At 71.1% G+C, this 20,573-nt stretch carries 16 protein-coding genes and 1 pseudogene; 15 read left to right on the forward strand and 2 right to left on the reverse strand.

Annotated elements, in window-relative coordinates:
* Window positions 1-62: 62 nt before the first annotated feature.
* The 8 genes from ACN9MM_RS30815 (at window position 63) to ACN9MM_RS30850 (ending at window position 9,736) form a co-directional block, all read left to right on the forward strand.
* Window positions 63-899: an alpha/beta fold hydrolase gene (locus ACN9MM_RS30815; protein ID WP_426366985.1), complete on the forward strand. Its 837-nt coding sequence runs from the start codon at window positions 63-65 to the stop codon at window positions 897-899.
* A 104-nt stretch (window positions 900-1,003) separates the two neighbouring features.
* The gene (locus tag ACN9MM_RS30820) at window positions 1,004-2,089 is read left to right on the forward strand and encodes an LLM class flavin-dependent oxidoreductase (RefSeq protein ID WP_426366986.1); all 1,086 of its coding nucleotides are present in this window, start codon (window positions 1,004-1,006) and stop codon (window positions 2,087-2,089) included.
* Window positions 2,086-2,700 (forward strand): FMN reductase, encoded by a 615-nt coding sequence (locus tag ACN9MM_RS30825; RefSeq protein WP_426366987.1) that lies wholly within the window; start codon window positions 2,086-2,088, stop codon window positions 2,698-2,700. The genes ACN9MM_RS30820 and ACN9MM_RS30825 overlap by 4 nt, the downstream gene beginning before the upstream one ends.
* A 59-nt stretch (window positions 2,701-2,759) precedes the next feature.
* Complete coding sequence (locus tag ACN9MM_RS30830; protein WP_426366988.1) at window positions 2,760-5,594, forward strand: helix-turn-helix transcriptional regulator; 2,835 nt, start codon at window positions 2,760-2,762, stop codon at window positions 5,592-5,594.
* Window positions 5,595-5,730: 136 nt separating this feature from the next.
* Entirely contained in the window at window positions 5,731-6,978 is a 1,248-nt protein-coding gene (locus ACN9MM_RS30835; protein ID WP_426366989.1) for a PucR family transcriptional regulator, read from the forward strand.
* A gap of 137 nt (window positions 6,979-7,115) precedes the next feature.
* Complete coding sequence (locus ACN9MM_RS30840) at window positions 7,116-7,967, forward strand: alpha/beta fold hydrolase (protein ID WP_426366990.1); 852 nt, start codon at window positions 7,116-7,118, stop codon at window positions 7,965-7,967.
* Between the two features lie 42 nt (window positions 7,968-8,009).
* On the forward strand, window positions 8,010-8,924 hold the full coding sequence (locus ACN9MM_RS30845) for a helix-turn-helix domain-containing protein (RefSeq protein ID WP_426366991.1): 915 nt from the start codon (window positions 8,010-8,012) through the stop codon (window positions 8,922-8,924).
* Entirely contained in the window at window positions 8,921-9,736 is an 816-nt protein-coding gene (locus ACN9MM_RS30850; protein ID WP_426366992.1) for an alpha/beta fold hydrolase, read from the forward strand. The genes ACN9MM_RS30845 and ACN9MM_RS30850 overlap by 4 nt, the downstream gene beginning before the upstream one ends.
* Here the strand turns inward: ACN9MM_RS30850 and ACN9MM_RS30855 are convergent.
* Window positions 9,733-11,094: a hypothetical protein gene (locus tag ACN9MM_RS30855; RefSeq protein ID WP_426366993.1), complete on the reverse strand. Its 1,362-nt coding sequence runs from the start codon at window positions 11,092-11,094 to the stop codon at window positions 9,733-9,735. The genes ACN9MM_RS30850 and ACN9MM_RS30855 overlap by 4 nt on opposite strands.
* Before the next feature lie 535 nt (window positions 11,095-11,629).
* Here ACN9MM_RS30855 and ACN9MM_RS30860 point away from each other — a divergent pair.
* From ACN9MM_RS30860 to ACN9MM_RS30880, 5 genes are all read left to right on the forward strand, one after another.
* Entirely contained in the window at window positions 11,630-12,211 is a 582-nt protein-coding gene (locus tag ACN9MM_RS30860; protein WP_426366994.1) for an aminotransferase class III-fold pyridoxal phosphate-dependent enzyme, read from the forward strand.
* Between the two features lie 396 nt (window positions 12,212-12,607).
* Complete coding sequence (locus ACN9MM_RS30865) at window positions 12,608-13,825, forward strand: cation:proton antiporter (RefSeq protein ID WP_426366995.1); 1,218 nt, start codon at window positions 12,608-12,610, stop codon at window positions 13,823-13,825.
* A gap of 798 nt (window positions 13,826-14,623) precedes the next feature.
* The gene (locus ACN9MM_RS30870) at window positions 14,624-14,800 is read left to right on the forward strand and encodes an SDR family oxidoreductase (protein ID WP_426366996.1); all 177 of its coding nucleotides are present in this window, start codon (window positions 14,624-14,626) and stop codon (window positions 14,798-14,800) included.
* Between the two features lie 30 nt (window positions 14,801-14,830).
* Window positions 14,831-15,268 (forward strand): NUDIX hydrolase, encoded by a 438-nt coding sequence (locus ACN9MM_RS30875; RefSeq protein WP_426366997.1) that lies wholly within the window; start codon window positions 14,831-14,833, stop codon window positions 15,266-15,268.
* 219 nt (window positions 15,269-15,487) lie between these two features.
* The gene (locus ACN9MM_RS30880; protein WP_426366998.1) at window positions 15,488-16,015 is read left to right on the forward strand and encodes a flavoprotein; all 528 of its coding nucleotides are present in this window, start codon (window positions 15,488-15,490) and stop codon (window positions 16,013-16,015) included.
* A 320-nt stretch (window positions 16,016-16,335) separates the two neighbouring features.
* On the opposite strand, the gene ACN9MM_RS30885 is transcribed toward ACN9MM_RS30880, so the two are convergent.
* Window positions 16,336-17,442 carry a magnesium and cobalt transport protein CorA gene (locus ACN9MM_RS30885; RefSeq protein WP_426366999.1) on the reverse strand — a complete coding sequence of 369 codons (1,107 nt, stop codon included), beginning with the start codon at window positions 17,440-17,442 and terminating at the stop codon, window positions 16,336-16,338.
* 146 nt (window positions 17,443-17,588) lie between these two features.
* On the opposite strand from ACN9MM_RS30885, the gene ACN9MM_RS30890 reads away from it, so the two are divergent.
* Window positions 17,589-18,701 carry a winged helix DNA-binding domain-containing protein gene (locus ACN9MM_RS30890; protein WP_426367000.1) on the forward strand — a complete coding sequence of 371 codons (1,113 nt, stop codon included), beginning with the start codon at window positions 17,589-17,591 and terminating at the stop codon, window positions 18,699-18,701.
* A 117-nt stretch (window positions 18,702-18,818) separates the two neighbouring features.
* Window positions 18,819-20,537: pseudogene (locus ACN9MM_RS30895) on the forward strand (YwqJ-related putative deaminase); the annotation flags it as partial.
* Between the last annotated feature and the right edge of the window lie 36 nt (window positions 20,538-20,573).

The following is a 20,573-nucleotide window of genomic DNA, read 5'->3' on the forward strand; positions in this document are numbered from 1 at the left end:
CGTGACGGGCACACCGCGCCGCTCCGACGCGCGGACCCGTCCACCCGAAACGAGGGAACCCCATGCCGTACATCACCGTGGGCCAGGAGAACACCAACCCCATCGAGCTGTACTTCGAGGACCAGGGCGCCGGGCAGCCCGTCGTCCTCATCCACGGCTTCCCGCTCGACGGCCACTCCTGGGAGCGCCAGAGCGCCGCTCTGCTCGACGCCGGCCACCGCGTGATCACGTACGACCGCCGCGGCTTCGGGCAGTCCTCGCAGCCGACCACCGGCTACGACTACGACACCTTCGCCGCCGACCTGAACACGGTGATGGAGACCCTCGACCTGAGGGACGCCGTCCTCGTCGGCTTCTCCATGGGCACCGGCGAGGTCGCCCGCTACGTCTCGACCTACGGCTCCGGCCGCGTCGCCAAGGTCGCCTTCCTGGCCTCCCTGGAGCCCTGCCTGCTCAAGAGCGACGACAACCCGGACGGCGTCGCCCCGAAGGAGTTCTTCGACGGCGTCGTCGCCGCCGTCAAGGCGGACCGGTACGCCTACTACACGGCCTTCTTCAACGACTTCTACAACCTCGACGAGAACCTGGGCACCCGCATCAGCGAGGAGGCCGTCCGCAACAGCTGGGACACCGCGGCCCGCGGCGGCTCCTTCGCCGCGTCCGCCGCGCCGGCGACCTGGTACACCGACTTCCGCGCCGACATCCCCGCCGTCGACGTGCCGGCGCTGATCCTGCACGGCACCGCCGACCGCATCCTCCCGGCCGAGGGCACGGCGCGCCCCTTCCACAAGGCGCTTCCGTCGGCCGACTACGTCGAGATCGAGGGCGCCCCGCACGGTCTGCTGTGGACCCACGCCGAGGAGGTCAACTCCGCCCTCCTCGCCTTCCTGGCGAAGTGACACCGCACCGTTGACCCGCCGGGGTGACGCCGGAACCCCCGGCGTCACCCCGCCCCCGGTTCCCCGGCGCGGAAACCGGACGAGCTCAGGAGAACAGACACCCCATGCAGTTCGGCATCTTCACCGTCGGGGACGTGACCCCCGACCCCACCGGCGGTCGTACGCCGACCGAGCACGAGCGCATCAAGGCGATGGTGGCCATCGCGCTCAAGGCCGAGGAGGTCGGCCTGGACGTCTTCGCGACCGGCGAGCACCACAACCCGCCGTTCGTACCGTCCTCGCCGACCACGTTGCTCGGCTACATCGCGGCCCGCACCGAGAAGCTGATCCTGTCCACGTCCACGACGCTGATCACCACCAACGACCCGGTGAAGATCGCCGAGGACTACGCGACGCTCCAGCACCTGGCCGACGGCCGGGTCGACCTCATGCTGGGCCGGGGCAACACCGGTCCCGTCTACCCGTGGTTCGGGCAGGACATCCGCAAGGGCATCGACCTCGCCAGGGAGAACTACGCGCTGCTGCGCCGGCTGTGGCGCGAGGACGTCGTGGACTGGGAGGGCACGTTCCGTACGCCGCTCCAGGCCTTCACCTCGACACCGCGGCCCCTGGACGGCGTGCCGCCGTTCGTCTGGCACGGATCCATCAGGTCTCCGGAGATCGCGGAGCAGGCCGCCTTCTACGGCGACGGCTTCTTCCACAACAACATCTTCTGGCCGGCCGACCACACACGGCGCATGGTGCAGCTGTACCGTCGCCGGTTCGCGCACCACGGTCACGGCCGGCCCGAGGACGCGATCGTCGGCCTGGGCGGACAGGTCTTCATGCGCAAGAACTCCCAGGACGCCGTACGGGAGTTCCGGCCCTACTTCGACAACGCGCCGGTGTACGGCCACGGCCCGTCGCTCGAGGACTTCACCGAGCAGACCCCGCTGACCGTGGGTTCTCCCCAGCAGGTCATCGAGCGGACCCTGTCGTTCCGGGAGAGCGTCGGCGACTACCAGCGCCAGCTGTTCCTGATGGACCACGCGGGCCTGCCCCTGAAGACCGTCCTGGAACAGCTCGACATCCTCGGCGAGGAGGTCGTGCCCGTACTGCGGCGGGAACTCGCCGAGAGGCGTCCGGCCGACGTGCCGGAGGCCCCCACGCACACGTCCCTCCGAGCCGCCCGGGAGGTGTCCGCCGCATGAAGCTGACCGTCGTCTCCGCAGGCCTCAGCACCCCCTCCTCCACCCGCCTCCTCGCGGACCGGCTGACCGCAGCGGCCCGCGACGAACTCACCGCCCGGGGGCGGACTCCGTCGACCGACGTCGTGGAGCTGCGCGAACTCGCCGGCGACATCGCCCACCACCTCGTGACCGGATTCCCACCGCCACGACTGAGCGCCGCGATCGACGCGGTGACGGCGGCCGACGGCCTGATCGTCGTCACCCCCGTGTTCGCGGCGTCCTACAGCGGTCTCTTCAAGTCCTTCTTCGACGTGATCGACCCGGACGCCCTCACCGGGAAGCCGGTCCTCACCGCCGCCACGGGCGGCACCGCCCGCCACTCCCTGGTCCTGGAGCACGCCGTACGCCCGCTCTTCGCCTACCTCCGCGCCGTCGTCGTCCCCACCGCCGTGTTCGCGGCCTCCGAGGACTGGGGCTCGGGGGGAGACGAGTACACCGACGGCCTGCCCGGGCGCGTCCGCCGCGCGGGCGCCGAGCTCGCCGCGCTCATGGCGGCGCGCCCGGTCGGGGAGGAGCCCGAGGACGACGTCACCGTCCTCGAACGGCAACTCGCCGACCTGCGCTTCGATTGAGCCGGGCCCCGGGCCGGGCGAGGGCGGGGCGGTTCACATGGTTCATACTGATCCGCCGTATGAGCGTGAACCGAGTGACGACAAGGACCGCGCCCGAGGAGTCCGACGGCGTACGGACACCCCTCCGGGGCAGGGACGCCGAGAGGGCGTTCATCGAGGAGCGGCTCGACGCGCTCGGCCGGGGCGAAGGCGGGATCGTCCGCGTCGAGGGCCCCGCCGGCATCGGCAGGTCCAGGATCCTCGCCGAGGCCGCGGCGTCCGCGAGGCGGCGCGGGACACGGGTGTTCGAGGGGGCGGCGGACCCCGACGAACAGTTCGTACCGCTCGGCCCGCTCCTCGAAGGCGTACTCTCCGGCGAGGAACCGCTCCCGGGCGCCCCACGTCTCCGGGACCTCGCCGCCACACCCGGCCAGCGGTTCTGGCTGCTTCAGGAGCTGGGGGACCGCCTGCGGGAGGCGGCTCGGAACGGACCCCTGCTCGTCGTCCTCGACGACCTCCAGTGGTGCGACGACCTGACGCTTCTCACCTTCCACACCCTCGCGGCGGGACTCTCGTCGCACCCGATCCTGTGGCTGGTCGCCGTGCGCGCCGGCAGCGTGCCGTCCGGGGTACGCACCACCCTGGACAGGATCCGTCAGGCGGGCGCACACGGACTGGTCCTCGGAGCGCTGGGGGACCGGGCGATCGCACGGATCACCGAGGACGTCCTGGGCGCCCCTCCCGATCCGGACGTCCTCCGGCTCGCCCACCGCGCCGAGGGGGTGCCCCAGCTGCTGGTCGAGCTGCTCCGCTCGCTGCGCGAGGAGGCGGTGACCATCGAGAACGGCACGGCCAGGCTGTCGGCGGGACCCCCCGCGCCACGAGAACTCCCCTCTGTCGTGCGCCGCCTCGACCAGCTGTCCGACCCGGCGCGGGAGCTGGTGCAGACGGCGGCCGCCGTGGGCGGCACGGTCACCGTCGCGCTGCTCGCCGAACTGCTCGGCAGGTCCTCGGCGGCGCTCATCACAGCCGTGCGGGAATCCCTCGACGCCGATCTGCTCGCCGAGAGCGGCGACCGCCTCGCCTTCCGCCACGACCTGATCCGCGAGGCGGTGGAGGCAGGCCTCCCCCTCCCCCTGCGTCAGGCCCTCAGCCGTCAGGCCGCCGGGCCGCCGCCGGGGAGAGCACCGGCAGACGCGACGGAAGCCGGGCGATCGGCACCGGGAGACGCGTCGGAGGCCGACCGGCAGCGCACCGAAGCGGCGGAACTCGCCGGCACCGCTCCCGCAACCGCCGCGGAACGCAGCCTCAAGGCCCTGGAGCTCACCGCCGCGGACGCTCCGGAGCGTCCGCGGGTCGTCGCCGAGACGATCCCCCTGCTCTGGCAGACGGGCCGGGCCGCCCAGGCGCGTGAACTGGGAGCCAACGCCCTGGCGGCCGGCGATCTCGGACCCGAGGACGAGGCGCTCATACGCCTGGCCCTGGCACGCCTCGCCGTACAGTTCGACTTCTCCGAGGCGGTCCGGCAGGCCCGAGCCGGGGCGGCACTGCCCGGGATCTCCCTGACCACGAGGGGGCGACTGCTCGCCATGCTCGCCGTCGGCCTGTCGATGTCGGGCGAACACGCGGCGGCCGAGCAGATCGCCGCGCGGGCCTGGGACACCGCGGCGGCAGCGGGGGACCGCACCGCCGAGGCCACGCTGACGACCGTCCGCTCGGCCGTGAGCTTCCACCGCATGGACCTGGCCGAGGCGTTCCGGCAGGCCGAGCGGTCCGCCGCGCTGGCCGACGCCCTGGGCGTCAGCACCTCGCTGTGGGTGCCGGAGGCCTTGTGGCACGCCCTCCTGTCGAACACCACCGGACGCACCGCGGAGGCGCTCGCCGTCGTGGAGGAGGGCATCCGGATCACCAGGGAGCAGGGCCGGACGGCCGCCACCCGCATGTGGCTCATGACCCGCACCCGCATCCTCCTGGAGACCGGACGGCTGTCGGAGGCCCGGGCCGACGCGGAGGCCGCGTCCCCGGCGACCGGCGAACCCGGCCCGGGCAACCTCGCCGACGTCACGCTCCGTTATGTGATGCTGCGCGTCGCCCTCCACACCGGCGACCGGCAGACCGCGGAGGCGTACGCCGCGGAGGCGAGGCGCATGCGGAGCGACGACGCACCCGTCGTCCGGCACTTCGGCACCTGGATGCTGGCACTGATGGCCGACTACGAAGACCGGCCCGACCGCGCCATGGCCGAACTCGACGCGGTGATGACGTCGCCCGCCGCGGACCGGCCCGCCTACGCCGGCCTGATCGACCCGGCCGACGCCCCGGTGCTCGTCCGCCTGGCGCTGCGCGCGGGCAGGCACGAACGGGCCGTGCAGGCGGTCGCCATGGCCGAGAAGCGAGCCGCGCTCAATCCCGGCCTCCCGTTCCTCGCCGCCACCGCCGCGCACGCCCGGGGGCTCCTCGACAACGACCTCGCCCCTCTCGTACGCGCCGTCCGGCTGTACGAGGACTGCCCTCGGGTACTGGCCCGGGCGTCGGCGCTGGAGGACGCCGGACGCAAGCTGGCGACCACCCGCAAACCGGAAGCGGTCCCGTACTTCGAGGCGGCCCTCGCGCTCTATGTGCGAGCGGGCGCCGGGAGGGACGTCGCCCGGGTGCGCCGGCGCCTGCGGGCCGCCGGTGTCCGCCGCAGGCCCTCGACGACCGAACTCTGCCCTGCATGGCCCGAGTTGACGGCCGCGGAGCTACGCGTGGTCCGACTCGTGGCCCGAGGGCTGACCAACCAGCAGGCGGCCGAGCACCTCTCCCTCTCACCGCACACGGTGAGCTCGCACCTGCGCCGGGCCTTCACCAAGCTGGACGTCACCTCGCGCGCCGAGCTGACCCGGCTGGCACAGCACCGCGACGACGGAGAGTAGTCGCTTCGTATCGCACGCGGGCGTCATGGCAATGGACGATTCATGCGATGTGCCGACGTCGTCGTTTCCTCAGACTGATCAAGAACCGCGGACTGCGGAAGTCCGCGGGGGCAGTTGATCGAGAGAGGAACAGCGCATGACCGCAAGGCTCCAGCGAGCCCGCCCCGGCAGCCCCGAGCTCCAGGCACTCGTCGACGAGCTCGCCGACCGGCTCGGCCGGTCCGTCGCCGTCGACGACCCGCTGGTCCGCATGGTCTGCACGAGCCGCCACTTCGGCGACGAGGATCCGGTGCGCATCGGCACCCTGCTGCAGGGCCGCGCCGACAACGCGGCCATCCGCCACGTCCTCGACCAGGGTGTGACCCGGTGGTCGAGGCCCGGGTTCATCGACGGCCGCGACGACCTCGGACTGCTGCCCCGGTACGTCGTGCCGCTGCGCGAGCGCGGACATCTCCTCGGGCTGCTCGTGGTGGTCGTGCCCGAGAAGACGCTGGGGGAGGAGGACATCGCCGCCATCGCCCGGGCGGCGGACGCCATGTCGGCCCAGATGTACGGAGAGCACATCGCCGCCGACACCCGGAAGACCGACGAACGGGACCTGGCCCTCGCCATGGTCGGCGCCGACGCCGCCGCACGCACCACCGCGCTTCGGCACGGCAGGGAACTCGGGCTGCTCGGGGCGGCGGAGCACGTCGTGGTCACCGTCGTCCGGCTGAGCTGCGGAACGGAGCTCGTCCGGCAGTCCGAAGCGGCCCTGTGGGCGGCGCTGGAAGGATTCCGGCAGACGCGCTCCGCCCAGGGCCTCATCGCGATCGGCAAGGAGCGGGCCATGCTGCTCCAGCTCCGCGACCGGCCGCCCGGTCCGGACGAGATCGCCGCCCAGTCCGCTCGCATCCTCGACGAACTCCGCACCTTCCTGGACCCGTCGGCGGCCCCCGTGATCGGCGTCGGCGGCCGGCACCCCCACCTGGACGACGCCTGGACGTCGTACGAGCAGGCGCTCGTCGCGGCACGCGCGGCACGCCGACTGCCCACCCTGAACAGCATCGGTGACTGGGAGCTGCTCGGGGAACTCGCCGTACTGCTCCAGCTCCCCGAGCACGCCCTGAACGCCTCCCTGGTCCCGAAGCCGCTCCGCACCCTGCGCGAGGCTCATGGCGGAGACCGCCTGCGGGACACCCTGCGCTGCTTCCTCGGACACGCGGGATCGATTCCCAGGACGGCGGACACCCTGGGAATCCACCGCACTTCGCTCTACTACCGCCTGCGCCAGATCCAGGAGCTGACCGGACTCGACCTCGACGACGGCGCCCACCGGCTCACCCTGCACCTCGGCCTCAGGATCGAGGAACTCCTTGCTACCGGCGCCGGCGGGGCCCGGTGACCCCGCACTCGTTTCGACAGAGCGAGGAGGATCCGCGGCCCGATTCCTACAGCGCGCGGTGGTGCGGGCGGTGGGCCCGATTCGATGATGTTCGGGATGGCGGGGCGGATGTACCGCCTCTGACCAGGGAAGAGGCCATGAAAGAACTGATCACGACGGATGGTGCGCGGCTCGCGTACCAGGACACCGGCGGCGAGGGGGTCCCGTTGGTGATGCTCCACGGCTGGGGCCAGACGCAGGCGATGTTCCGCCACCAGGTCGAGGGTCTCGCGCCCGGTCGTCGCGTCGTCACCGTCGACCTCCGCGGCCACGGGAAGTCCGGCACACCGCGTCACGGCTACCGCATCGCCCGGCTCTCCCGCGACGTGCTCGAACTCGTCGACCGTCTCGGCCTCGACCGTTTCGACGCACTGGGCTGGTCCATGGGCGTCTCGGTGTGGTGGAGCTTCATCGACCAGTACGGGACCGGACGGATCCGGCGCTTCGTCGCCGTCGACCAGCCCGCGGCCGTCGCCGCCGTGCCGTGGATGACCGAGCGGGAACAGCGGGACTCCGGCGCCATCTTCGACGTGTCGGGCCTGCTGTACCTGGGCGCGGCCCTCGCGGGTCCCGAGGGCGACACCGTCCTCGCCGACTTCGTGCGCGGCATGTTCTCGGGTGAACCCGACCCCGAGGTGCTGTCGTTCGTCGCCGAGGAGATCAGGTCGACACCGCCCCACGCGGGCGTACCGCTGCTGTTCGACCACTGTGCGCAGGACTGGCGCGACGTGCTTCCCCGCATCGATGTGCCGACCCTGGTGATCGGCTGCGAGGGAAGCCACGTACACCCCGACTCGCAGCGCTTCGTCGCCGAGCGGATTCCCGGCGCGCGCCTGCACGTCTTCACCTCCGACGTGGCGAGCTCGCACTTCCCCTTCCTGGAGAACCCGCCGGCCTTCAACGCCGTGGTGGAGGAGTTCCTGGCCGAGGAGCCGGCGAGAGGAGCGTGAACCCGCGCTCCGACCTGCACGAACCCACGGCTAGGAATCACCATGACCCTCACACTGATGTCCCGTGCGCCCGACCGGGTGCCCCGGCAGGCGACTGCTCCGACCTCGCCCTCCTCACGTCCGGGATGGCTGGTCCAGGTGCTCTCCGAGATGCCGGACACGAACGACCGGAACCACGTCTACCTCGGCGTCCACGTCCGTGGGCCCGTCACCGTCGTCCACGAGCGCGCCACGACCCTGCTGGAGCCGAACGACCTGGTCTTCTGCGACCCGGCCCGACAGCACCTGCTGCGGTTCGACGGAGACTGCCGGATGATCTTCTTCCGCGTGCCCCGCTCCTTTCTCGGCCTCTCGGAGTCAGAACTGAACCAGGTGCTCGGCGTGCCCGTCCGCGGCGGGGAGGGGGTGGGGTCGCTGGTGTCCGACTTCCTGACCGCCCTCGCCGCCCAGGCGGAGTTCCGCCGGTCCACGATCGGGGACCGGCGTGCCCGGACGGCTGTACGTCTCCTCTCCGTCCTGGTCATGGAGCTCCTCGAAGCGGACACGACGGACGAGGTCGACGACGCCTCCGGGACCGCCAACGAGATGCTGTCCCGGATCCGCGCCCACATCGAAGAGCACCTGATGGACCCGGACCTCTCACCGGAGTCGATCGCACGCGCCCACCACATCTCCGTCCGGTACCTGCAGAAGCTCTTCCAGAACGACGGCAGCACCGTGAGCCAATGGGTGCGGGAACGCAGGCTCGAGTTCTGCCGGATCGAACTGGGCCGCTCCAACCGGAGAATCACCATGGCCGCGCTGGCCCACCGCTGGGGCTTCAGCAGCCCCTCGCACTTCAGCCGCACCTTCCGTGGGGCCTATGGCATGAGCCCCAGTGAATGGCAGGCGCTGGCGACCTCGACCGTCGCGACGACGCCCCCACGTGGCCCGACATCGAGAAGAGAACGCGCATGACCCACCCCACCGTCGTCCTCGTGCACGGTGCTTTCGCCGACGCGACAGGCTGGATCGGCGTCATCGCGGAACTGCGGAGCCGCGGCATCCCGGTGATCGCTCCGTCGAACCCGCTGCGGGGGCTGACGGCGGACGCCGCGTACCTCACCTCCGTCCTCGCGCAGGTCGACGGCCCGGCCGTACTCGTCGGCCACGCCTACGGCGGTGCGCTGATCACGGTGGCCGGCACCGCGGAGAACGTCGTCGCGCTGGTCTACGTCGCCGCCTACGTGCCCCACGAGGGCGAGAGCCTGCGCCGGCTCCAGGCGGGCTTCCCCGAATCCCCCCTGACGGACAACCTGAAGGAGTGGACGTACCAGCTCCCCGGCGGTGCCTCGGCGGTCGAGGTCACCATCGAGGTGACGGCCTTTCCCTCCGTCTTCGCGGCGGACGTGCCCGAGGACGTCGCCGGCGTCCTGGCGACGTCCCAACGCCCGCTCGCCACAGCCGCCTTCACCGAGACCGCGTCCGCGGCGGCGTGGCGGTCGAAACCGTCCTGGGCCCTGGTGGCCGGGGCGGACCGCACGATCGGCCCCGAGGTCCAGCGCTTCGGCGCCGCACGAGCCGGAGCCGTCGTCGTCGAACTTCCGGACGCCTCCCACGCCGTCTTCCTCTCCGAGCCCACACGAGTCGCCGACCTGATCAGGGACGCGGTCGCCACGTCGTCGAACGCTGCTTCCACCGCCTCGGGCAAGGGTGCGGCATGGCCACCCGCCACCTCGCCGCCGTCACCCTCGCCCGGCTCGACCGGCGATCGACAAGACACCCCCTAGGGCTTCTCGGCGGCCCGGCGGAGCAGGGCGACCGGCTGATCGACCGACGTCGACCTGGTCTTCATCCCGTACGGCTCCTGCTCGTCCTCGCTGAGGACCTCCTGGCTGTCCGGGTCGCGGGCGATGTGGACCTGCATGTAGGGGAGGGTGTCTCCGGGCCCGAAGAGGTCCCCCTCATGCCATCGGGGGATCACCCACCACATGGCTGCCCAGTCGGGCGCCTGAGTCATGTTCATGACTGCACTGCTGCGGTAGATCCTCGACCGGTAGCGGAAGAAGTCGTCGCCCGGCTTCGCTAGCCACGCCGGGGCGTCCCAGACGTGCTTCCGCTCGGCGGAGTCCACGTCCCACGAGTACTCGATCGACTGCGGGTAGCTGTTGGCGAGCTTGCAGCGGTCGGCCCGGATGAACGAGATCGCCGCGTCCAGCGTCACGCGTCCCTGGCCGGCGTCCTTCAGAGGCACGTCGACGACGACCTGCCTCGAGAAGTCGTCACCAGGGTCGAGGCGGCTGCCCGCAGAGGTGATCTGGCCCGCCGCCAGCAGGCGGGCCGGGGCGTCGAAGTCCTCGTAGCGGTACGTGTCCCAGCCATCGCCCAGTTCATCCCGCCACCTCGTCAGTCCCGTGCCCTTCTCGCGGAAGGTGCTCGGCCAGATCGTGGCCGTCCACTGCGTTCCGACGACGAAGATGCTGATGTCTCCCTCGTTGCGGAACGTGAGACGGGCCGGTACGTACAGGCTGGTCCGGGCGGCGTTCAGGGTCGGCTTCCCGAAGGACACCATGAAGGGGACCTTGGGCGGGGCGACGTACGGGGTGTACATGGCGGAGTACGCCACGCTCGCCGAACCGATGAGCGCGGACAGGGCGACCCCGGTCGCGAAACTCTTCGGGTGGGGAACTCCCCGCCAGACCTTCTGCCGGCTCAACTCCCACAGCGCCCAGGCGGACCACGCGACCAGCAGGATCCAGAGCCCGAACAGACCGGCGTGATAACCCCCCTCCCACTGCAGGATCAAGAACATCAGGCTCGTCACGGTGACGACGACGACGCCCAACAGCAGGGACTGCCCCGCGTAGCGGGTGGCCCGCTTGCCCCAGTGGTCGAGGGCGGCGGCCGCCGCGACCGTCTCCACCAGGGCGCCGGCGAGGAACACCACACCCATGACCCGCCCGCCGAAGGTCAGCGCCCCGAGGGTGTCCGTCAGCCCGACCCGGAAGAGCACGGCGGCGGACACCAGGAGGCCGAGCACCATGAGGCAGGCCCTGGAGCGCCGCAGCCAGGGACGGTCCGGCCACAGGTCCGGATCGGCCCGCCACCGGACCTGTCCGGGGTTCCCGAGGTCGATGTCCGCAGGCACACCGGCCCGCCGGAGCACACGGCGGAGATCGCGCGGCGACCATGCCCGACCCACGGTCTCCCCTCCCACGCTGACCTCGCGCAGTCCCCGGCTGTCGGGGCCGTGCACGATGATCTGAGGCTGAGGCCGGTTGGGCGTCACGCCTCCAGAATCGGCCAGGCGCGAGAGGGCCGCAGCCGGCACGGGCGTCCGGGTGAACCTGTCACTGTGCGGGCCCCGTCCGGATCCAGCCGCAGGCACGCGCCGTCGCCCTCGGTGACGCCCGGGTGATCGGAGTGCCGTTCGCCCTGGTCGAGTAGGTGGCCGGTGTCGTCATCCGCACCGAAGCACACCTGGACGCGTGGCCCGACCGGATGGTCACCGACTGCGCCTACGCCCTCGTGGACGTGCTCGCACGGCTGCACGCCCTTGAGCCCGCCGCGGTCGGGCTGGACGGTTTCGGCGGGCCGAGGGCTACCTCGCCCGCCAGGTCGCGCGCTGGTACGACCAGTGGCGGCGGGTCCGTACCCGCCCTCTGCCCGACATCGAGGCAGGTGTGGGCTCCGGCCTCCGCGCGGCCATGCGACCCCATCCGCTCTTCGTGAGCGAAGCGCGCGGAGCCCACGTCTGGGACCTGGACGGCGATCGCTACATCGACCGGCACGGGGTGGTGCTCATCTACGACGAGGTGATCGCCGGATTCCGGATCGCCCGGGGCGGCGCGGCCGAGCGCTTCGGGGTGCGCCCCGATCTGTCCGTCTTCGGCAAGGCCATGGCCGGTGGCTTCACCCAGAGCGCTGTGGTCGGTCGAGCGGACCTGATCGACCAGGTGACCGACGGTGTGGTCCGCGCCGGGACGTTCAACGGAAACCCCGTCGCGTTGGCCGCGGTACAGGCGGCCATGGGAGCGCTGAAGGACCCTTCCGTCTATGAAACGCTGGAGAACGTCTCCGCGCGGTTCGAGCGCGTGATCGGGGACCTGCTGGCTGCGACGCCCCGCGTCGCCCGCCTGAAGCGCGTCGGCTCCCTGGTGTTCATGCCGCCGGGCAAGAACTTCCTCAGCACCGCGCACCGGCAGACGGACATCGATGCCACCGCCGAAGCCCTTGAGAGGGTCCTGCGCCAGGTGCGGGTCTGACATCGATACTCGTAGCGGGATCCGGTGGTCGTGGCTCAGGGTCTGACTGACGTCCCCCTGGGCTGTCCTGCGACTGTTCAGCCGCCCGCGGTCCCGTCGGCGGAGGCCGGCTCGTCCACGCCGTGCCCGCTGAGCCGGCCCTCCGCCGCCCCGCCGCCGGGCGGGACCACCCCACCCGGCGGCGGGGCGCCGTGTCTGCGGCGGATGCGCGCGGATACGGGAGATGCTTCTCGTGTCGACGCCACTGGCACACGGCCAGAGCGTTCAGGGCGGCGAGCGGAAGGTCCTCCACGTGCGCAGAACCATGCGGCGCCCGACGTCGTTCCTCCGCTCCGTCACGCCCGCCCGGCCTCGGGCGGCGCTGGTCCGCGGGCCGCTCCCGGGGAGTGCCCGCCCGTGATCGGCCTGTTCGTCGTCACGACGCTGGTGTTCGCATGGGCGCTGGTGTCGGACCGCCTGGCCCGCTGGAGCATCACCGCGCCGATCGCCTTCGTCCTGGCCGGGGCGGTCCTGGCGGGTGGGGACCACCCCTTCCTGAACCTCGACTTCGACACCCACACCTTTCAGCGGGCCGTGGAGCTGGTGCTGGCCGTCATGCTCTTCGCGGACGCCACCGAGGCCCAGACCTACGAACGGCTGGAGCAACCGACCGCCGAACACCGGCTCCTCGGCCTGGCACTGCCCGCCTCGGTCGGCCTCGCCACCCTCTTCGGCGCGGCCCTCTTCCCCGGCACGAGCTGGTGGCTGCTCGCGGTGGCCGCCCTCGTCGTGATGCCGATGGACCTCGCTCCCGTCCTGAACCTCCTCAAGGACGAGCGGGTGCCGCTCAGGATCCGGGCCGCGCTGAACATCGAAGGCGGGTTCAACGACGGCCTGATCTCGCCGCTCTTCGTCTTCTGCGTGGCCAACGCCGCCGGCCACGGCGGCGACTCGTTCGGAGAGCTGGTCGTGAACGCGCTGAAGGGTGCCGTCCTCGCGGTGCTCGTGGGAACGGCCCTGGGCCTGGGTGCCTCCTGGCTCGTCCGACGGGCCTACGAAGCCGGCTGGGCCACACCCCATGTGCTGCGCCTCGCCGGCCTCGCACTGCCGTTCCTCGCCTATGCGGTCTCCGTCCTGATCGAGGGCAACGGCTTCGTCGCCGCGTTCGTGACCGGCCTGTTCTACGCCCGTACGGCCCGTCATGTCGGCCGCGACCACCTGGACCTCGTGCACGATGCCAGCCACCTGATGGCCATCGCGGCGTGGTTCGCCTTCGGCAAGCTGGTCGCGGACGAGTTCTCGCACGGGATCGAACTCGCCGTCGTCCTCTACGGCGTCCTCGCCCTGACCGCGGCCCGCTATCTGCCCGTGGTCGTCTCGCTCATCGGCACGGACCTCACCTGGGCCGAGCGGAACGTGATGGGCTGGCTCGGCCCGCGAGGGGTCACGTCCATCGTCTTCGCGGTCCTCGCCTACGTCGACCTGGGAGAGGAGGACGCCTCCCTCGTGCTGAAGCTCGCCGCCTCGACGGTACTGCTCAGCGTCCTTCTGCACGGCGTGACCGTGGAGCCCGTCGCCCGTTGGCTCGGGCGGCGGGAGACCGTCGTGGACGGTGGGACGGCGCGGGGCGATTGATACGATCCCGGATCATATGGGGCGAACAGGAACCGAAACCGGCTGCGCAGCTGGTAGTCCGCCTCGGACTCGTCGTCCCCCGCGTGCCGCATGAGACGCCGGTGTGTGGCCTCGGCGGAGAAGCCGGCGAACGGCAAGGAAGAACCTTCGCCGGACCGCAGCCAGGCGGCGGTGTCCAGCACATCGCGGCGGAACTGGGGGACGTATGCCATATTGTCGTCGCAGGTCAGCCACTTTCCAGCCGCCCAGAGGTCGACCCGGCACAGCGGGCCCGGCTCGCCGACCTCTGCGGCGAACCTGGACTTGTCTCCCAGAACCACGTTCATGCCGGTGACCGTCGCAGGTTCAGCCCTTCATGAACAACCGAATACTTCGTCGGTCCAGTCGCCGGCGGGCCTCAGTAGAAATCGAACGGCCGCTGACCCGGGTGACTCCCGAGGTGGTGAACATCTGCTGCCGGTTCTCGCGAACCAAGCCACTCCTCGGAGAACAGTTCACCGGTAAGGACGCCGCGTTGCCGACTCGGCTGGACCGCCGTCCAACCACGGGTGGTGGAGGCCGCAGTCGGTGCGAGCTCCCGCGTCCTGCACGGTCTGTGCGGAGAGAATGCCAGCAGCCTGGAGGACATCCGTGCCTTCCTCGCCCTGCGCATCCTCGGCGTCATCCCGCCCTCGCGGCTGACCGGACACGACCTCCTGCTCGTCCTGATCAAACTCGCCGAGAGCCAGGCCCCGCACACGACGCTCGACACCTTCTGCACGACCACGCACGCCCCTGCAGCAATGTCCCTGCACCCGCTTGAGACCCCTCTCCAGGCACCGTGCGCGGCCGGAGGGCCAGATCAAGCGCCAGTGCGTCCCGCGCCGTGGCCAACCCGAGGACGTCGCGGCCCTGGTGGCGTTCCTCTTGGGCCCCTCCGCCTCGTTCATCGCGGGGCAGTCCGTCCACGTCGACGGCGGCTGGATGCTCCACTGAGACCTTCAACAGGCAAGGAGACGAACCGAAATGATCGAACGAGTCCGCGCCGTCCTCGTCACCGCCGACGACACGATGCTGGTCATCCGCCGCACCCGGCCCGGCATCCCCGAGTACTGGGTCCTGCCAGGCGGCGGCGTCGAGCCCAGCGACGCGTCCCGGGAGGCCGCCCTCCATCGGGAGATCCACGAGGAGATCGCGGGGAAGGCGGACATCGTCCGCCTCCTCCACACGATCGAGACCGACGACGAGTGCCAGCTCTTCTACCTCGCCCGGATCGCGACCTGGTCCTTCGACGACCGCACCGGTCCTGAGTTCAGCGTCGAAGGCCGAGGCGAATACGCGCTGGAGGAGGTCCCGCTGACCCTGGAGGGGCTCGACGGCATCGACCTCAAGCCCGAGGAGTTCGCCCACATGCTGAGGGGAGCCATCGGCGCCGGAAGCCTTGGAGGCGGGGCATCGTTCTGAGCCTTCGCGTGCATCCGTAGGGCCCGGGGGGGCGGCGCTGAGATGGCGCCGACCCCGGTGGCATTCCTTTGCAATCGGCGAGGGCGGGCGACTTCATCCCAGGTGCGTCAGTGTCCTTGATTGCTCGTTGCCCGGTGGCCCGAACAGCCGTGCCCGTAGAGGCCGGCGACGTACGCTGCTCGAACCTCACCACTGCAGTGGCGAATCGGGAGTTCTCACGTGGCAAACCAGCCTTTCCTGTACGTCGTCGTGTGCGCCGCCGGCATCGCGGGTGACGCCCACAAGCTGATCACCGCCGCGCAGGAGCAGGGCTGCGGCGTCGGTGTCATCGCCACACCCCAGGGCCTCGGCTTCCTCGACACCGAGGCGATCGTGGCCCAGACCGGCTACCCGATCCGCTCGGCCTGGCGCAGCCCCGGCGACCCGCGCCCCCTCCCGCCCGCCGACGCCATCGCCGTCGCGCCGGCCACCTTCAATACGGTCAACAAGTGGGCCGCCGGCATCGCCGACACCCTCGCGTTGGGCATCCTGTGCGAGGCGTACGGGATGGGTATCCCGACCGTGGTCCTGCCGTGCGTGAACGCGGCCATGGCCGCACACCCGGCGTACGGCCGGAGCCTGGACCAACTGCGCGAGATGGGCGTGCTGGTCGGGTCGTACGAGCCCCACCGGCCGAAGGCGGGCGGGGGCGCGGACCGCTTCCGGTGGGAGGAGGCGTTGGAGCTGCTGGAGGGCAAGCTCGACTGAACGCGATCCCCCTTCTCGCCGAGCGCTGTTCCCCTGGATGCGCCGCTCGGGGCAGGGTCCGCTTCAACGGCAAGGGCAGGGCGGCCGTCGACGTGCTGCTCGGCGTGATCCCCGAGTACGTACCGGAGAACCTCACCTTGGCGTGAGCGAGCGGGGGCACAGCACACGCTGTGCCCCCGTTGTCGTGGGGCTGCCTGCCTGATTCAGTCGGTGAGGCTCTTGCGGCGGACCCGCCCTCAGGCAGGGGCGGCAGGCGCCCGCTCCCCAGCGCCGCGCATGCTCCCCAGATTCTCCCCGAGGGTGCGGAACTCTCTCGGGAGTTACAGCCAGTCCTTCTTCTTGAAGACCACGTACAGGCTCGTACACACCACCGCCATCAGCACCACCGCGAACGGATACCCGCCCGCCCAGTGCAGCTCCGGCATGTGGTCGAAGTTCATGCCGTAGATCGTTCCCACCAGCGTGGGTGCAAAGAGGATGGCCGCCCACGAGGAGATCTTCTTGATCTCCTCGTTCTGTTCGAAGCCGGCTTCCGCCAGGGCGCGCATCTCGGCGTTCTGTTGTTGGGTGACCAGGGTCGCGTTCACCGTGAGGATGTCCGTCAGGGCCAGGCGGAAGCCGTCGACGCGTTCGCTCGTGTGGGTGACGTGGTCGGCGACGTCGCGGAGGTAGCGCTGGAGTTCCTCGTCCGTGCCGTACTTCGCGAAGCCGGCCATCAGCGCGTGGAGCATGCCCACCAGGGGGCGGGTGGCGCGCTGGAACTCGACCATCTCTCGGGAGAGTTCGTAGATGCGGCGGGAGACCGCCGGGTCGCCGCCGAAGACCTCCGTCTCGATCTCGTCGATGTCGTTCTGGACGCCCGCCACCACCGGGGCGTAGCCGTCGACCACCGCGTCGAGGATCGCGTACAGCACCGCCTCGGGTCCCAGGGCCAGCAGGTCGGGGTCCTCCTCCATGCGGTGGCGGACGGCCGAGAGGTCCGGGGCGGCGCCGTGCCGCACCGTGATCAGGAAGTCCGGTCCCACGAAGACGTGCAGCTCGCCGAAGTCGACCTCCTCCGGGGCGTCCAGGTAGCGGGCGGCGCGCAGGACGACGAAGAGCGTGTCGCCGTACCGTTCCAGCTTGGGGCGCTGGTGGGCCTCCAGCGCGTCCTCGACGGCCAGCTCGTGCAGGTCGAACTCGGCGGCCAGCGAGTGGAGTTCCTCCTCGGTCGGGCGCTGGAGGCCGATCCACGCCATGCCGTCGGGGTGTTCGCGCAGCTGGCGGAAGGTGTCCGCGAGGGTGACGGGGGAGGAGACGCGGCGGCCGTCGCGGTAGAGCGCCGACTGCACCATGCTCGGTTCCACGGAGGGCGGCCGATCGGACGAGGCCGAGGGCGGCGGTTCGGCCCGGCGGCGCCAGGCCGGGCGGGGGCGGCGGTCGGGCATCGTCGTGCGCCTCCTCCTTCTCCTCCTCGGCCGGCAGGCCTGGAGCGGGCTCAGAGCAGGATATATGGGGTGAATCCTTTCCGTCCGGTTCTCGTCTCCCCGCCTTGCGGACCGTAGCTGTCCGCAAGCGCCGATACCGTGCCGACATGGCCCTCAAGACGACCCACCCCGTGCTCGGCCCCCGCGCCCTGAACCGCGCCACCCTCGACCGGCAGCTGCTCCTGCGCCCCGCCCCGCTCGGCGTCGAGGAGGCCGTCGCCCACCTCGTCGGCCTCCAGGCCCAGAACACCAAGCCCCCGTACTACGCGCTCGCCGCCCGCCTCGACGGGTTCCGGCCCGAGGACCTGTCCGCCCTGATGGAGTCCCGGCGGGTCGCCCGGATCGTCTCGCTCCGGTCCACCGTCCACACCCACACCGCCCGCGACGCCGTCGGCCTGCGCCGGCTCGTCCAGGCCGGGGCCATCGACCGGGAGCTGAAGATGTTCCGCAAGGGGCTCGACGGCGTCGACCTCGACCGGCTCACCGCTCTGGCCACCGCGTACGTCGAGGAGCGGCCCCGCACCCCCAAGGACCTGCGGGAGCACCTGCTCCAGGAGTGGCCGGACGCCGACCCCCTGGCGCTCACCATCGCCGCGCGCTGTCTGCTCCTGATGGTCCAGGTCACGCCGCGCGGCCTGTGGCGGCGCAGCGGGCAGGTCGCGCTCACCACCGTCCGTACGTGGTTCGACGGGCCCGCGGACGAGGCCGCCGACCTCGACGAGACCGTACGCCGCTACCTCGGTGCCTTCGGCCCCGCCTCCGTCAAGGACATGCAGCTCTGGTGCGGTCTCACCCGGCTGCGCCCGGCGTTCGAACGGCTGCGGCCCGAGCTCCTCGTCTTCCGTGACGAACACGGCACCGAGCTCTTCGACCTGCCCGACGCGCCCCGCCCCGACGAGGACACCCCCGCGCCGCCCCGCTTCCTCCCCGAGTTCGACAACCTGCTCCTCTCGCACGCCGACCGCACCCGCGTCGTCCCGGCCGAACACCGCACCCGCACCTGGACCGGCAACCAGGCGCACCGCACGTTCCTCCTCGACGGCTTCCTCGGCGGCCTCTGGCGCCTCGACGAGGCCAAGGACCGCACCACGCTCACCATCGAGCCCTTCGCACGAGTGACGCGAGCGGAGCGTGCGGCGCTCGCGGCCGAAGCGGAGCGGACCCTTCGACTGATGACGCCTTCCGGAACCCCGTACGACGTGGCGCTCGTGGAGTGCTGACGGGGGGCCACCGAGGGGTGACGGGCTCCGATTCCGCGTTGATCGAATCCCGCCGATGTGCAAGGCTGTTCGCACTTGCGTTCTGCGAACGCCTGTGTGCATGGGGGGATTTCGGTCATGGCTGTCACGGTTCCCGACTGGGCGGACACGCTGCTCGATCTCGTCGGGGTGAACTGGCCCAACGTCGACGAGGACGCCTACCGCGACATGGCCGACGCGCTGCGGGAGTTCGCGGACGACCTCGCCGACGACGGCCGGCTCGCCAACAATCACGTGCAGCGTCTGCTGTCCTCGGGGCACGGCGAGGCGATGGACGCCCTCAACGCGCACTGGGGCAAGGTCAAGGACAAGCACCTCAAGGACATGGTGTCCGCGGCCCGGACGATCGCGGACGCGCTGGACCTCGCGGCGGGCGCGATCGAGGCCATGAAGTGGAAGGCCGTCGCGGAGCTCGGGGTGCTGGCCGGTCAGACCGGTCTCGCCATGGCGCTGATCCCCGTGACCGGTGGGCTGTCAGCGCTGCTGGGGGCGGGAGCGATCGCGTTCACCAAGAAGCAGCTGCTGAAGCTCATCACCGGGGCGATGGAGGAGGCCGTCGGCCACATCGTCGGGGTGATGACCGAGCCGGTCGTGGCCGCCCTGGAGAACATGGCGGCGGACCTGGTCGTCCAGGTGAGCATGGACGCGCTGGGCGTCCAGAACGGTGTGGACCTCGACCAGACGAAGCAGGCCGGCAAGGACGGCTTCGACGAGGGCGCGAAGGGCGTCAAGGAGGGCCTGAACCTCGCCTCCGCCGGAGGTGGTGGTGGCGGAGGAGGAGCCAAGGGCAAGGGCTTCCACATCGAGCACGACGAGCACGACCAGGCCGGCACCCGGCTGAACGGCGTGAGCGTCGGCATCCACGGCAAGACCGCGGGGAAGCTGACCAGGGCGAAGGGGCACCAGCGTCGTAACCGGGGCCGGGACGACATCGCCGACGCCCTCGACCCGGTCATCGAGAAGGCCATGGGCGCCCTGGTGAAGTCCGCCAAGACCATGGGCGACCACATCGGTGACACCCTGCCCAAGGCCGTCAAGCAGATCTCCAAGGACCACAGGAACAACGACGACGACACGGCCGCCCGCCTCGCCCGCCAGCGCAAGGGCGATCACGACGCCGGGAACGGCTCCGGCGGTCCGGGGGGCAAGAACCCGGCCGGCGGGGGAGGCGGCGGCACGCCCCCGGGCGGCGGTGGCGGCCCGGGCAACGGCGGCGGCAACCCGGGGGGAAGGCCGATCGACCCCCAGCCCGGCTGGCACGGCCAGACCGCACAGGGCATGAAGACCCATCGCAGGGACGCCCTGGACGTCAGCCACCTCAGCGAGGACGAGCAGCACAGGCTCCTCGCCGACGAGGCCGACCGACTCGCCGACAACGCCAGGGACCAGCCGCAGAGCAATCCCTACCCGGAGGGCAAGCACCGGCTCAAGACGGCGTGCGCCGGAGCCCTCCTCCACGACGGCACCCTGACCGCGCACACCAGCAGCTCCACCACCGGCGATTCCTCGATGTCCACCCACCCGGCGCTGAAACAGATCCTGGACCGGGTGGAGAACGACATGAAGGCGGACAACGAGAATCCGGGAAACGGTCACGGGAAATGCTCGGAAGTCGCGCTGATATCCGACCGGTTGCATCGGATGGATCCGAACGGCACGGGCATCGTCACGCCGGACGACGTACGGAAGGCCATGGAAGGGTCCCGCGTCTATACGGTTCAGGTGGGCAACATGCGCCCTGGGGACGACCAGTTGCTGCACGGCGACTACAAACCGCCCTGCCGGTCCTGTGAGAGAATGCTGCCCCTCACCGGCGTCGTCGCGCACCACTGA

It is taken from the genome of Streptomyces sp. E-08, assembly GCF_049913095.1.
Classification (GTDB): Bacteria; Actinomycetota; Actinomycetes; order Streptomycetales; family Streptomycetaceae; genus Streptomyces.